The sequence below is a fragment of the Priestia sp. TRM10 genome, from assembly GCF_057808375.1.
Genome location: NZ_JBJZOT010000013.1, coordinates 251,695 through 266,828, shown reverse-complemented (window position 1 = coordinate 266,828; position 15,134 = coordinate 251,695). Strand labels below are relative to the sequence as shown.

Genomic DNA, 15,134 nt, shown 5'->3' with positions numbered 1-15,134 from the left:
AAAATTTCTTACCCTGCGCTACATTGCTGGTTCTCTCCTTTATTAATCAATTGATAAGTTTTATAAACACAACCTCCTCACTCACGTTATATCATAAAACTATTTCACTTATCAACCGATAAATTATATTAATAGTGCGATATTGCGGGGGGGATTCCTACTCACACCCCCATTTATATCACAGTGCTCTTTTTTTTGACAATCATTCGATGTGCTAGCTTTCCGTTTTCTTTGTTCCATGTAAAATAAGATCAACAAGGGTTTTGAACTGTCCTGCTAAAGATTGTGGTTTTCCTTCCCATGTTGACATTGTTTGTCCTAAAGTAAGCAAACAAAAGCGTGCCGCCTCTTCCGGAGAGATTTGTTCCCTTAATGTTCCTTCGTTTTTCATCTCTTCAAAAACAGCAACAAACGAATCTAAATATGCTTCCTTCCAAAGCTTAAAAATAAAGCCTCTGTTTTCTTCCTTAAATTCAACGAGCGTATCGTGAAGCATCATCATCATGCTTGACGGATGTTCTTCAGAGAGAACTTCAAGCATTGTTTCTAATCGCTCTGCTACTGTTGGTTTAGACACAGACTTTAAACGTTTGCCAATCTTAGCAACGAATCCTTGAAGCATTGCCACGTACAATGACTCTTTATCAGAAAAGTGATAATATAATGCTGGCTGTGTAATACCACATTCAGAGGCAATTTCTCGTGTCGATACTGCCCGATAGCCTTTCTCCATAAATAAATTTTGTGCCGTTTTTAAAATACGCTCCCTTGTCCATGCTAGTTCTTCCGCTCTTGTTCGTTTTTTCTCCATAAGGGTATGCTCCTTTCATAGCCGCTAAATTCAACCTTATCTCTTATTTTACATGATTTAAGAAAAGATAGCACAGATGAGTATGGAGGGAGCTTCGCAACTTCCTTATCATTTTTTAAACATTTCCAAAAACAGGGGATAATAAGTGAAAAGCGTAAGCTCGTACTCACTTACATATCTATATTTTCAAGCTTTTTAAAATCCTTTGCTCACATTTATTCATTGAAGTTTTGACCCTCTTCTTATATAATGAAGTTATAATTTTCAGAATACTATCAATTATCTTTTATTTAAAATATTTTTAATATAATTCCCTTTTTTGGAGGATGCGATGAAAAAACTACAGGTGTTGTCAAAGATCTCAGAATGCGGCATTGTTGCCGTTGTAAGAGGTGACTCAAAGGAAGAAGCGATTCAAACTTCAGAAGCTTGTATTGCAGGGGGTATTACAGGAATTGAAGTAACCTTTACAATTCAAGGAGCTGAGGAAGTTATTAAAGACCTCTCTTTTAGCCACGATAAAAATGTTAACGTGTGCATTGGAGCTGGTACAGTTCTTGACTCTGTTACAGCCCGCACCGCTATCCTTGCTGGTGCACAGTTTATTGTAAGCCCTTGCTTTGATGCTGAAACAGCAAAACTTTGCAATTTGTATGGTGTTCCGTATATGCCTGGCTGTATGACGGTCACTGAGATGAAGGAAGCGCTCCGTTACGGAGTTGACGTTGTAAAGCTCTTCCCAGGAAGCGCATTTGGTCCTGACTACGTTAAAGCTGTAAAAGCTCCTCTTCCCCAAGTAAACATTATGCCAACAGGCGGCGTTGATCTTGATAATGTGGAAGATTGGATTAAAAGTGGATGCATTGCTGTTGGAGTTGGAGGAAAGCTAATGGCTCCTGCCAAAACAGGCGATTTCTCTCAAATCTCTCTTCTTGCCCGCCAATATGTTGAAAAAGTTCAAAATGTAAGAATGGCTCTTCAATAAACTAATGACGAAAAGGAGAATGCAAAATGGAAATTCGTTATGCACATCATCCTGAAGATGTAAAAAAGCAAACAACAGAGGAATTACGCAAAAACTTTTTAATTGAAACGCTTTTTGAAGCAGATCATGTTCATCTAACATATACACATAACGACCGCATGATCTTCGGTGGAGTCACTCCTAGTCAAGAAGAATTAACAATTAAATTAGATAAAGAACTTGGCGTGAGTTATTTTCTAGAGCGTCGCGAACTTGGTATCATTAACATTGGAGCGGACGGAACTGTTATTCTTGATGGTGTCGAATATGAAATGAAAGGTCGAGATGGACTATATGTTGGACGCGGAACAAAAGACGTTAAGTTCCGTTCAAAAGATGCAAACAACCCTGCGAAATTTTATATTAACTCAACACCAGCGCACCATACATATCCAACGGTAAAGATTGATATTAAGAAAATTGATCCCCTTCATAAAGGTGAGCAAGGAACGCTAAACGAGCGCAACATCTATCAATATATTCATCCTAACGTTTGTGATAGCTGCCAGCTTCAAATGGGCTTAACAATGCTTTCTCCTGGAAGCGTTTGGAACACAATGCCTTGTCATACACATGAACGCCGTATGGAAGTATATTTATATTTTGATATGGAGCCTGATACACGCGTTTTTCACTTTATGGGAAAACCCAATGAGACAAGACACCTTGTAATGAAAAATGAACAAGCAGCAATCTCTCCAAGCTGGTCTATTCATACTGGAACAGCAACAAGCAACTATACGTTCATTTGGGGAATGTGCGGAGAAAACATTACGTACGATGATATGGATCATGTCAAAATGGAAGACTTACGCTAAGGAGGAATATGTAAATGACAAAAGATGTAAGCTCATTTTCAATGGACTTCTTCCGCCTTAACGGGAAAGTAGCAATTGTGACAGGAGGAAATAAAGGATTAGGTCAAGGCTGTGCTGTTGCCCTTGCTAAAGCTGGTGCGGATTTGTTTATTGTGACACACGGAAAAGAGTGGGACGAAACACGAACTCTTGTGGAAGAAGCAGGAGGAAATGTTCATTTCCATCAAGCAGATTTATCAGATCGCACAGCTATTAAACAGGTAGTTTCAGAGTGTCTTAACATCTATAAGAAGATTGATATTTTAATTAATAATGCTGGAACTATCCGACGCGCTCCTATCCTTCAATATAAAGAAGAAGACTGGGATGATGTAATGTCAATTAACCAAAATGCTGTTTATTTTTTAAGTCAAGAAACAGCAAAGGTAATGGCTGAACAAAAGAGCGGTAAGATTATTAATATTGCTTCAATGCTATCCTTTCAAGGCGGAAAATTTGTTCCTTCCTATACAGCAAGTAAACATGCTGTAACAGGGCTTACAAAATCGTTTGCAAACGAACTTGCTGAATACAATATCCAAGTGAACGCTATTGCTCCTGGATATGTAGAAACAGCGAATACAGCTCCTATCCGGGCAGATGAACAGCGTAACAAGGAAATTTTAAGCAGAATTCCTGCTGGGCGCTGGGCAACTCCAGTAGATTTAATGGGTACAGCCGTCTTTTTATCAAGCAGAGCTTCGGATTATATGAACGGGCATATCTTAGCTGTTGATGGCGGTTGGTTAGCTCGGTAGACGGTTAAGCCGCATCAATATGATGCGGCTTTATTTTATACAAAGGAGAGGAAGCGCAATGAATTTAGGAATTAGCGGACACGATTTAGAAGCATACATGTTAGAGACGTTTGCAAATAAAAAAAGAGTTCTAGCATTTGCTAGAACTCTTTTTTTATTTTTGCTCATCATACAGCATTTCCATTTCAGCACTTGCAAGAATGAATGGTCCAACCCCTTTGTGGTCATTAGTCACAATTGGTTCACTAATATAGTAAGCAAACGAGCCATCTCTTTTATCTTTTCCACCGAGTCCTGCCACTTGGCATATTTTATTAACATTCACTAACCCATCTTTTGTTGTTAAGATAAATTCATCAATAATCCCTTTATAAATATGTTCAGCTTTTTCAAACCAGTCTTGTGATAAATAATTCTTTCTCACACCTTTTGCTATGGCATATAGCATCATAGCTGATCCAGATGACTCTAAATAGTTTCCTTTTCGCTCCGGCTGGTTCACAATTTGATACCATACTCCTGTTTCTTTATCTTGATAGTTCATCATTGCTTCTACCGTTTCTTCTAACATATTAAGAAGAACGTCTCTTCCTTCATAACTTTCTGGAATGTAGTCGAGTACATCAACAATTGCCATCACATACCAGCCGATTGAGCGGGCCCAATAATGTTTTGAAAGGCCTGTTTCTTTCTCACACCAAGGCTGCTCTCTTTTTTCGTCCCATGCATGATGAAGAAGACCTGTTTCTTCATCTCTTGTATGCTTGTAAGAAAGAATAAATTGTTTCATCACATCTTCAAACTCTGCTTCTTCACCAAATTCTTTAATGTAGCGGGCATAAAAGACAGATCCCATATAAAGACCGTCCAACCAAATTTGGTATGGATAAATTTCCTTATGCCAAAATGCTCCTTCACTTGTGCGTGGATGGTTTATTAACTGACTTCTTAAAAGATCTGCTGCCTTTTTATAGCGCTCATCTTCTGTATGTTCATAAAGAGCGAGAAGAACCTTTCCATTGTTAATGTGATCAATGTTGAATTCGTTTGATGAATACTTTGGAATATTGCCATTCTCATCAACGAATAAATCCATGCTTTTTATCATATATTCCAAATATTTTCTATCACCTGTTTTGTTGAAGACAAGCTCCATCCCTTGAAGAACAACTCCATCTTCATATTCCCATTTTGTGTTAATTTCCGGTCTTCTTTTCATCACAGAATCTGATGTTTTAGCAGCCCAATCATTATAAAGTTTCTTATCATTCATTTGTAACATTATTCCACCTCATTATTAGATTTTTTATTATATGAGAAAAAGCTTATGCTTTTAAACTTGAGTCGATGTCTGGCTTCTGCTGATAGCCAACGTTATTGTTTCCAAAACATTTTTCATATGAAAATCCTGTTAGCGCTTCCACTACAGTGCGCGTTTTGTTGTCAACTTCTTTCATTGAACCACCGCCATGAATACGGTCAATTTCTTTGATTAGAATACCGTGTGATTCGCGATCTAGTTTTAGTTTATAAGCTGAGATTACGCCTCCAATTGCAAGGCAGATAACGCCGATAGCAAATACTCCTACAACGGCTTGAACGGCTGCTTCCGGCTGCGTTGACTGACCCGATACAAAGCCAAATTTCCCCAATACCCAGCCGAGAATATATACTACAACAGCTCTCGTAAGTTTTCCTGCAAACGTCATTACACCAGCGTAAAGGCCTTCACGTCTTCTGCCTGTTACGGCTTCATCAACGTCAGCTAAAAATGTATATACGTTCCATGGAATGTAGAATACTCCTCCTGTTCCTAAGCCAAAGAACATTGTAATTGCAAACAGAAGAATGACAAGGTTTTCTGAACCTGTAAAGTAGAGAGCTGTATAGCCGATAACACTTAATATAACAACATTCAGAGCAATTCGAAATGGACGTGCAAACCCCATTTTCACGCAAAGCCAAATAAAGAAAGCGGTTGAGATAAGCTGCATGATTGAGCTGAAGCTTAATAAGTTAGAAACAAGTTCAGAACTTTGACCAAGACCAAAAACGATGAAATACGTAAATGCAGAAGCGAACAGCCACTCTGCTCCAAATCCAAACAAGTACATTCCTAGATGATGACGAAACGTCCGAACTCTAAACGTTGATATCATATCAATAAAGAGCTTTTTCAACGATTCCCATAAAGATCCTGTACGTTCATCTTTAATCTCATCTGCTGAGCGCTCCCACGAAAAGATATAAAGACTGATGAGTGCGATAACCATAATCCCTCCATAGAGAAGACCCGTATAAAAGAAAGGTAATGGTGAGTCTTGCCCATATTCAGCAATAAAACGTCCCGGAATAAAAGCAGCGAGGAAATTTGCAATCTTTCCAAAGATGGCTTTGAAACCTGTTAACTTTGAACGAAGGCTAAAATCTGTTGTCATTTCAGCTGCAATTGTTTCATACGGTACCATAACAGATGTGTAGATTAATTCAAACAAAATATAGGTTAATAGATAATACCAAAACCCGAATCCTTCTACCCATAGCATTGGATAAACAAGCATAAGCGGTATTCCTAAAAGAATAAAAAACTTTCTTCTTCCAAATCGTTTCCCTAATCTTGTTTTATGAAAATTATCCGTAATAAAACCCATGACTGGATTACTTACAGCATCTACAACGCTTGCGATAGAAAAGATAGCTGCTGCTTGAACAATTGATAATCCACAGAACGTGGTATAAAAATACATGAGCCATGCTCCACTGATGGCTAATGCCCCACTTCCAAGTAAATTCGCACTTCCGTAAGCAAGCTGATGGCTTAACCCTATTTTTCTCTGCACGAGAATCTCCCCTTCTTTACAGCACCGATAAAGAAACATGAGTTTTTGTTTGTCATAGATCGCAATTTATGTTTCAATAATGGTATGTCTATGAATTTATTAAAAATGACAGGCTATGTTCGCAAGAGAAATTACCCACTAATTTCTCTTGCTTTTTTATTGCGCGACCTTTTTCTTAAAACTGTTATCTATCTCTACTTTTCTAAAATGTTAACGTTAACATTTTAGAGGCTGCTAACTTACAAAGCTAAGAAGTTTTCTTCTCTTTTTTATAATCTTCAATCTTCTTAGCTTGAAATTCACGCTCACATATATGCCAAAGTCTTTTTTATCCCCGCCCTCCTTTCTGCTTTTTCTTCGTTAGCATAAAAATCGCTCTAATGTTAACGTTAAGCTTTTATGTTTTCATTATAATATTTTCCCTGGAAGAATACAACACATTTCTGAAAGCGGATTCATATTTTATTTCCTGCTTTTTTCTTTGAGTTTTAGCAGATTTTCAATTGAAATTGGACGCTTTTCTTGGACTGAACGCCATACTCCTTCTCCTACTGCAATGGAATAGGCACCAGCTTCTGCTCCTGCTAAAATATCATAATTTCGCAATGGATCTCTCCCTAAAAAAAGCTCTTCTAAAAGAAGTGGATCTCCGCCTCCGTGCCCTCCTTCGGTTTCTACAACTTCAATGCTTTCTTTTGCCCCAAACAGCGGAAAATAATCAATTTTCTGCTTTGGAAATTGAAATGAAATTCGACTTGGCTCATGATATTCCGTTGTCTCAATTCTTCCTTTTGTTCCATTAATAGCAAGGCGATATCCTTCATACGGAAGCGAAAAGTTAATAGAATAGCTTAAGAGCGCACCTTTTTTATATTTAATCGCAGCAGCATACGTATCTTCAATTTCAATGTCATCGTCAAAAATACAAGCATCAGGACGATAGTTTGTATACATAGCTTGATTGCCGTTCATCATATCCTGTTGCAGATGATCATCTTGAACTGTTCTACTCTCACTTCTATTGTTCCATCTTTGGTAATAATGACATCGATTTTTCACATGACAAGTACCACAAAAACGACCGCTTTCTTTTAATGGATTCCATTCTCCTTCTTCTCCATAGTAATGTAGACTTCCATATGCAAAAACTTCCTCGGGCACATCGTTAAGCCACCAGTTAACAAGATCAAAGTGATGTGTTGACTTGTGAATAGAAAGTCCTCCTGAACGATCGCGATATCTGTTCCAACGTTTGAAATAACTTGCGCCATGATACGTATCAATATACCAATTTAAATCAACAGAAGTGATTCTTCCTAGTTTTCCATCTAAAATCATTTCTTTGATTTTACGATGGTAAGGGTTATATCGATAGTTAAACGTCACCTTTACAGAACCCTCACTTTTTTTCTCCGCTTCCATTACTTTTCTTGCATCTTCTGCTGTTGTAACCATCGGTTTTTCTGTAATCACGTCAAGATTGTTTTCTAAAGCTTTCATAATATAATCAACATGTGTATCATCTCTCCCCGCTACAATCACTGCATCAGGTTTCTCTCGTTCTATCATCTTCTGAAACTCCTCTGGAAAATAAACGGGAGTCATAGCAAGGATGGGGAATCTTTTTTTACAGGCTTCAAATCTTGCTTCATCATGGTCTAATAAACTAACAATCTTATGATCTGAAAAGGTTGTTAACATTGGCTTAATAAACATTCCTAATGCTCTGTTACTTACTCCACAAATGGCATACTTTTTCACTCTTCATTCCCCTTTCTTCTAAAGCGTAACACCTGATTTAAAAATTGCTATTTCTCGGAAGCTGTTCTTTTCATTGTTCACAAGTTCTCCATTTGCAACAGAAGTAATATACGTAATAAAACGGTCTAAAGAAGCTTCTTCATTTTCTTCTTCAACAAGTGTTCCTGCATTAAAATCAATCCAATGTTTCTTTTTTTCATAAATCGACGTGTTTGTTGATATTTTCATTGTTGGAACAAAGGTACCAAAAGGAGTGCCTCTTCCTGTTGTAAAAAGTACGATTTGACACCCTGATGCAGCAAGAGCTGTTGAAGCAACAAGGTCATTTCCAGGAGCACTCAAAAGATTTAAACCTTTATCTTTCAAAGACTCTCCATATTTCAACACATCTACAACAGGCGAAATTCCTGCTTTTTGTGTGCACCCAAGCGATTTATCTTCAAGCGTTGTAATTCCACCTTCTTTATTTCCGGGAGAAGGATTTTCATAAATTGGCTGGTTATGGGCAAGAAAATATGATTTAAAATCATTAATCAAATCAACAATTTTAAGAAATACCTCTTCATTTTGAGCCCGCTCCATCAATAAGGTTTCGGCACCAAACATTTCTGGAACTTCTGTAAGGACACTTGTTCCTCCCTGTGCAATGAGCCAGTCAGAAAATCGACCAAGAAGTGGGTTAGCTGTAATACCAGACAAACCATCAGATCCTCCACACTTTAGCCCAACTTTAAGCTCGCTTAACGGTACCTCTTCTCGTTTATCATCGCTAGCAGCTGCACTAATTTCCTTTAACAGTTTTACTCCTTCCTCAATTTCATCTTCTACATCCTGCGAACGTAAAAATTTGATCCGATTTTCATCGAAAGAACCAAGAGCTTCTTTAAAATCTTCTAAACCATTATTCTCGCATCCAAGTCCCAAAACGAGAACTCCCGCTGCATTCGGATGCTTAACCATTTTAGTTAGAATAGTGCGTGTATTTACATGATCGTCCCCAAGCTGCGAGCAGCCATAGTTATGTTTTAAAACCATCATATTATCAAATGGGTTATTAGGACCTACTTCAAGCTCAAATTCTTTAATCATCCGTTCCCCAATTCCATTGACACATCCAACTGTCGGAACAATCCATAGCTCATTACGGATACCTACATTTCCATCTTTACGCCGATATCCTTTAAAAGTTCTATGCTCTTTCACTCCTGTATTGTGTGCTAGATTTTGTTTAAATGTATATTCTATTTTGTCACTCAAATTTGTTTTCGTGTTATGAGTGTGTATCCATTCTCCTTTTGCAATACTCTCTGTTGCATGCCCAATAGGAGCTCCATATTTGATAATATTTTCTCCTTGTCCAATATCTGTTAGCGCAATCTTATGTCCGCTTTTTATTCCGTCTTTAACTTCTACTTCATCTCCTGCAACCGTAATTTTTTCTTTGTCATGAAAACTTCTTAACGCAACAGCTACATTATCAGCTTCATGAATTTTAATTATGTTTTTCATTTTCTCGACTCCTTTTATGTTGTTGATAAATGAAAAAGTTTTTTTAGGGCGTTCTCCATACCAGCTTCTTCAATTTGCAAAATAGCACTCTCTACAGCATGTGCTAATCCAGGGATTTTGCTTAAATCTTCGCCCCAATGTTCTTCTAGCGAAAGAACGGTGCTCACAAGATGCTGAATTCCCTTCTCACTATTGCTTTTTTCCCAAAGAGATTGGAATAGCTCGATAAGCTCTTTCTGATCTGAAAGTGGAATCTTCTCTTCTCCTCTTTTACCTTTATAAAAAACAAAAAGCGCACCAAGAGAAAAAGAAAGAAGCTTTGGAACTTTCCGATACTTTTCCACATACTCTCTCAATGTTGGAAGATTCCTAGCTTTAAATTTTGTAAGACTATTAAGAGAAATACTTAATAAGTCATGACGAATAAACGGATTTTGAAATCGTTCAAGCACTGCCTCTGCAAATGCCGATGCTTCTTCTTTAGAAACAGAAAGAACAGGGATAATCTCATCATAAGCAAGGGCTCGAATAAAAATCCCAATGTGATGACTGCTAATCGCTTCTCTTACTGTATTACATCCTGCAAGATATGCAATAGGCATCATTGCTGTATGAAGGCCGTTTAATATCCTTACTTTCTGAAGTGAATATGGGGTAATATCGTCTACAAATTTCACATTCAACATTGCCTTTTCAGCTGGAAATTCCTCACGTACAAACGAAGGAGCTTCTATAACCCACTGATAAAAAGGCTCTGCAACAACAAGAAAATCATCCTCGTATCCTTCTTCTTCTTGTATTCTCCCTGCTTCTTCTTCCGAATAGCCAGGAACAATTCGATCAACAAGCGTTGAACAAAAGGTGTTGGCACCCTGAATCCATGTGCTAAATTCTTTCTCGAGATTCCACTTTTCAGCGTAGCGAAGTAGAAGTGATTTCAATTTTTCTCCATTTTGATCAAGCAGCTCGCAAGGTAAGAAAATAAGACCTTTTGTTTTATCTCCTTTAAAAAATTGGTATCTATGATACAAGAAAGCTGCTACTTTGCCTGGGAAACTTTCCTGTGGTTGATCTTCAAGTTTATCTTCTTCTCGAAACGCAATACCTGCTTCTGTTGTATTGGAAATAACGAAACGCAGATTTTCATTTTCTGCTATTTTTATATATTCATCATACTGTTTATACGGATGAACCCCTCTTCGCACACAGCTTACAATAGAGGAGGTTTTAACTATTTCACCATGTTGTAGTCCCTGTAAAGAAACCGTAAACAATCCATCTTGCTCATTTAATTTTGGCGCATTTCCTGTTCTGCGAGGATTCACGGCTACAACCCTCCCATTAAAGTGGCCTTTCTCATTCATTTTCTGAATTTGCCAATCAACAAAGCCACGGAGAAAAACACCTTCTCCAAATTGAAGCACATTCTCTGCTTGAACAGAATGAGATTCTGCATTTTTACGGCTTAATTTCATTTTTATTCCTCCTCATTTGCACACGTTAACAATCAGAAGCCGGCTATTCCTATAACCGGCTCTATATTCATAAGCTTTTCACGGATTTGCGGCGAATTAATTCCGTATTAATAAACGTCTTCTTTTGAAGATTTTCTTTTCCCTTAATAAGCGATAAAATGGCCTCAACGCCTGTCATGCTAATTTTTTCAATCGGTCTTTTTACCGTTGTTAAAGATGGATTTGTATACTTTGCAGATTCAATATCATCAAAACCAATCACAGAAATGTCATGAGGTACGCTTAAGTTTCGCTCAAAAACAGCATTAAGTGCTCCAATCGCCATATCATCATTTGAGCAAAATACAGCTGTTGGCCGGTTTGGTAAATCAAGTAGCTTACACATCGCTTCATATCCGCTTTGCATATCATAATTTCCTTGCACAATATATTCTTGACGGATTGTAATTCCATTGTCTATTAATGATTGTAAGAAACCGTCTCTTCGCTGCTGCGTTGATTTGAATCCTTGAATTCCTTCAATAATAGCGAGATCTTTATGACCTGAAGAAATGAAGTATTCTCCAGCTTCATAAGCACCTTCTTTATCATTAGACAAGATATTCATAACAGAGTCATCGTCCACTTGCCTATTGAGTACAACAAGCGGAATTTGCTTTTCGATAATATTGTAAATAAACATATTATCACGATCACTTTGACTCATTAGGATAATCCCATCAAAGCGCTTATTATTTATATAAGAAAAGTCGTCATAGTCATCAATTCCGCGCACAAACAAATTGTACTGAACATCAATAATTTGGTTCACTCCTCGAATTGTATCAACGAGAAAGCTTGGTGATGTTCCTGTTCCCATACTTGTAAAAAACAAACCAATTGTATGTGATTTTTGCATCACTAAATTTTTGGCGTGATAGTCTGGAATATAGTTAAGCTGATTTGCGATATCTAAAATTTTCTTTTTTGTTTTTTCTTTTATAAGAGGGCTATTGTTCAAAGCCCTTGAAACTGTCGTATGTGATACATTAGCTAGCTTTGCAATATCCTTAATTGTAACACTCATTTCATTTACCTACCTTTAGTGAGTTACCCTGTATTTTCAGTATAAGAATATCACAAAAACTCTCGAATAATAAGCAGATATCGGCTAAAGATGAGGATTTTCTAAATTCTAGCTTGAAGATCTTTCACCATTTCTTCGTGCTTTTCGTCCGTTAATTTATAAAGCAAGCCAATTACAAGCATTGCAATCCCCAAAGCAACAGCAGGATAGAGAAGCAACAGACCTTTTATACCTAAAAGCGTGCTTGATGCTTGTGTAACATTTGGAATGTATCCAATAATACCAAGTCCAACTCCTGAGAGAAAGCCTGACAGAGATTGAGCGAGCTTTCTTGAAAAGTTAAAGAGAGCATATGTTGTTCCTTCTTTCCTTTCTCCTGTTTTCCATTCTCCATAATCAATAATGTCTGAAACAAGCGCCCATGTAATTCCGTTTGGAATGCTAATCCCAATAAAGGCAATGCTAGCTAAAACAGTGAATAGCACAACATTTGACGGCATTAAGAAGTTTGCTGTATCTGCTATAATACTTATGGCGAGCCCAATCATTGCCGTTTTTTTCTTACCAAATCGCTTCACAAGCTTCGGCAGCATGATAACCCCTAGAAAAGAGGAACCAATAATAATAAAATTCATATAAGCCATAAGCTGAACATTTCCGAGATTATATTGAGCAAAATAGATAAGCATTGCTGATTTAATATTGTAGGCAGATATCGTAAAAACCGTCATAAGTACAAGTGTTAAAAGCGGCTTATTTGAAGCAAAGGTTCTGATGATAGACATGAACGAAAGTTTTTCCTTTGGACCTTCTTTTACCACAATGCGTTCTTGGCAGTTACGATAGCATATATAGAACCCCAACACGCCAACAAGAGACATTATCCCCATTACAACAGGGTAGCCAATCTTTTCACTCGGAAACAATAGAATAAGAGGAACAACAGCAATGCTTGTGATAAAAAGTGCTCCAAGAGAACCTGTTTGTCTGAAAGCAGCAAGAGATGTTCGATCAGCAGCGTTTTGTGTCATTGCCGCCCCAAGTGAACCATAAGGAATATTAACAAAGGAATAGCCAATTCCCCAAATCATATAAGAAGCATATGCATAAACGAGCTTTCCTGTTGAGGAAATATTCGGTGAAATAAAGGTCAAAACAGTTAAGATGGCTAAAATAATACTTCCAAATAGAAGATATGGTCGAAACTTCCCTCTTTCACCAATATTTCTCCGATAATCAATAGAAGAGCCTACAATTGGATCACAAATGGCGGCAAAAAGTTTGCTAACAAGAAAAATTCCTCCAGCAGCGGCGGCTGGGATTCCTGCTACATCTGTAAAAAACTTTAGTAAGTATAGCTGTCCTAAGTCAAACATAAATCCATTTCCAAAGTCCCCCATACCATAGGAGACTTTTTCTTTTATGCTAAGTCCTTCTACTTTGACCTCTACTTTTCCTTCTGTTTTTACAACGCTCAATCGCGAACTCCCCTTCTTTTACAATCTCCTCTCTTAGCTAAGATTGTTGAACTGTATAAGCTGGAAAATTGAAATAGCTTTTAGCATTGTTATAGCAAATCCCTTTTATAACGCGTTCTAAAAGTTCTTCATCAAATGGTACTTCCCCTTGCTCAACCCATGTACCAACAAGGTCACAAACAAGTCTTCTAAAATATTCATGTCTTGTATAAGATAAAAAGCTTCTTGAATCTGTAAGCATGCCAATAAACTGACTGAAAAGACCCATGTTTGATAACGTTTTCATTTGATCTAACATGCCTTCTCTCTGGTCGTTAAACCACCACGCTGTTCCAAACTGCATTTTCCCTGGTACTCCGCCTCCTTGAAAGCTTCCTATTACTGTTGCAATAACAGGATTGTCTTTTGGATTTAGAGAATATACAACAGTTTTTGGCAAACTCTCTTCTTTCTCTAGCTGATTGAAAAGACTAACAAGCGGCTTTGCTATTTCTCCGTCGTCCATTGCATCATATCCCGTATCAGGTCCAAGATTTTCAAAACCTTTCGTACTGTTATTTCGAAGAGCATGGATATGAAATTGCATAACCCAATCAAGTTCTTTATATAATTTCCCTAAGAAAATAAGCATATATGTCTTATATTTTCGCTCTTCTTCCTCTGTAATGCTTTGTCCTTGAAGCATTACTTTCTCAAAAATCCGTCCTGCTTCTTCTTTTGTTACCTCTTCATATACAACACGGTCAAGAGCGTGATCCGATACTCTTCCTCCGACAGAATGGAAAAAGCGAACACGGCTTTCAAGTGCTTCTAGAAAACGATCATAGTTGTCAATGGATATACCAGCAGCTTCTTCGAGAGATTTAACCCAATTGCTAAACCCCTGCCGATTGATTTCAAGTCCTTTATCAGGTCTGAAACTCGGTAATACAGCTGTATCGAAGTTTTCAAGTTCTTTTATTTTAAGGTGATACTCTAAGGAATCCACAGGATCATCTGTTGTACAAACAACTTCAACTTTTGAAGCTGTAATAAAGTCCCTTGCTCTTAGGGACCCGTCTGCTAACTTCTCACTTGTTTTCTCCCAAATATCATCTGCTGTGCGTTCATTCAGAAGTTCATCAATATTAAAGAAGCGCTGCAATTCAAGATGTGTCCAATGAAAAAGCGGATTTCCAATTGTCATTGGTACAGTCTTAGCCCAAGCAATAAATTTTTCGTAGTCACTTTTGTTTCCTGTAATATAATCTTCCTCAATTCCGTTCGCTCTCATCAATCTCCACTTATAATGATCACCATCTAACCAAATGTCTGTTATATTACGAAACTGCTTATTTTCATAAATCTCTTTTGGACTTAAATGGCAATGATAGTCAATAATCGGCATATCTTTTGCGTATTCATGATATAGCTTTACTGCTGTGCTGTTTGTAAGTAAGAAATCTTCCCTCATAAATCCCTTCATCTATTAAATATCCTCCTTTTTGTTAACGTTAACATTTTGTAATAAACAATATTTATTTCATCAGTTAATTACTAAATTGATATCTTATCA

Annotated in this window: 12 protein-coding genes; 3 read left to right on the top strand and 9 right to left on the bottom strand. The window is 37.4% G+C overall.

Annotated elements, in window-relative coordinates; all coding sequences use genetic code 11:
- Positions 1 to 214 precede the first annotated feature (214 nt).
- Positions 215 to 811, bottom strand: coding sequence for a TetR/AcrR family transcriptional regulator (locus tag ACK3CR_RS12640; RefSeq protein ID WP_328123445.1), 597 nt, complete (start codon positions 809 to 811; stop codon positions 215 to 217).
- Between the two features lie 331 nt (positions 812 to 1,142).
- Here ACK3CR_RS12640 and ACK3CR_RS12635 point away from each other — a divergent pair, with 331 nt between their 5' ends.
- From ACK3CR_RS12635 to kduD, 3 genes are read left to right on the top strand one after another with little or no spacing between them, the layout of a single operon-like run.
- Entirely contained in the window at positions 1,143 to 1,796 is a 654-nt protein-coding gene (locus ACK3CR_RS12635) for a bifunctional 4-hydroxy-2-oxoglutarate aldolase/2-dehydro-3-deoxy-phosphogluconate aldolase (protein WP_243513586.1), read from the top strand.
- A gap of 26 nt (positions 1,797 to 1,822) precedes the next feature.
- A complete protein-coding gene (gene kduI, locus ACK3CR_RS12630; RefSeq protein ID WP_243513588.1) occupies positions 1,823 to 2,653 on the top strand; it encodes a 5-dehydro-4-deoxy-D-glucuronate isomerase in 831 nt (276 codons plus the stop codon).
- Between the two features lie 14 nt (positions 2,654 to 2,667).
- Entirely contained in the window at positions 2,668 to 3,450 is a 783-nt protein-coding gene (gene kduD / locus ACK3CR_RS12625; RefSeq protein ID WP_243513589.1) for a 2-dehydro-3-deoxy-D-gluconate 5-dehydrogenase KduD, read from the top strand.
- A 154-nt stretch (positions 3,451 to 3,604) separates the two neighbouring features.
- On the opposite strand, the gene ACK3CR_RS12620 is transcribed toward kduD, so the two are convergent.
- The 8 genes from ACK3CR_RS12620 to uxaC all read right to left on the bottom strand — a co-directional run bounded on the left by ACK3CR_RS12620 (position 3,605) and on the right by uxaC (position 15,044).
- The gene (locus ACK3CR_RS12620; RefSeq protein WP_243513590.1) at positions 3,605 to 4,732 is read right to left on the bottom strand and encodes a glycoside hydrolase family 88/105 protein; all 1,128 of its coding nucleotides are present in this window, start codon (positions 4,730 to 4,732) and stop codon (positions 3,605 to 3,607) included.
- A 43-nt stretch (positions 4,733 to 4,775) separates the two neighbouring features.
- On the bottom strand, positions 4,776 to 6,290 hold the full coding sequence (locus ACK3CR_RS12615) for an MFS transporter (protein ID WP_328123439.1): 1,515 nt from the start codon (positions 6,288 to 6,290) through the stop codon (positions 4,776 to 4,778).
- A gap of 462 nt (positions 6,291 to 6,752) precedes the next feature.
- Positions 6,753 to 8,051, bottom strand: a complete 1,299-nt coding sequence (locus ACK3CR_RS12610) for a Gfo/Idh/MocA family protein (protein WP_328123438.1) — start codon at positions 8,049 to 8,051, stop codon at positions 6,753 to 6,755.
- Between the two features lie 18 nt (positions 8,052 to 8,069).
- Positions 8,070 to 9,560 carry a UxaA family hydrolase gene (locus ACK3CR_RS12605; RefSeq protein ID WP_328123437.1) on the bottom strand — a complete coding sequence of 497 codons (1,491 nt, stop codon included), beginning with the start codon at positions 9,558 to 9,560 and terminating at the stop codon, positions 8,070 to 8,072.
- Positions 9,561 to 9,574: 14 nt separating this feature from the next.
- Positions 9,575 to 11,035, bottom strand: a complete 1,461-nt coding sequence (locus tag ACK3CR_RS12600) for a tagaturonate reductase (protein WP_488975513.1) — start codon at positions 11,033 to 11,035, stop codon at positions 9,575 to 9,577.
- A gap of 67 nt (positions 11,036 to 11,102) precedes the next feature.
- Positions 11,103 to 12,101: a LacI family DNA-binding transcriptional regulator gene (locus ACK3CR_RS12595; protein ID WP_243513597.1), complete on the bottom strand. Its 999-nt coding sequence runs from the start codon at positions 12,099 to 12,101 to the stop codon at positions 11,103 to 11,105.
- A 101-nt stretch (positions 12,102 to 12,202) separates the two neighbouring features.
- Positions 12,203 to 13,579: a glycoside-pentoside-hexuronide (GPH):cation symporter gene (locus ACK3CR_RS12590; protein WP_488975512.1), complete on the bottom strand. Its 1,377-nt coding sequence runs from the start codon at positions 13,577 to 13,579 to the stop codon at positions 12,203 to 12,205.
- A 37-nt stretch (positions 13,580 to 13,616) separates the two neighbouring features.
- Positions 13,617 to 15,044, bottom strand: a complete 1,428-nt coding sequence (uxaC, locus tag ACK3CR_RS12585) for a glucuronate isomerase (protein ID WP_430239408.1) — start codon at positions 15,042 to 15,044, stop codon at positions 13,617 to 13,619.
- Positions 15,045 to 15,134 lie beyond the last annotated feature (90 nt).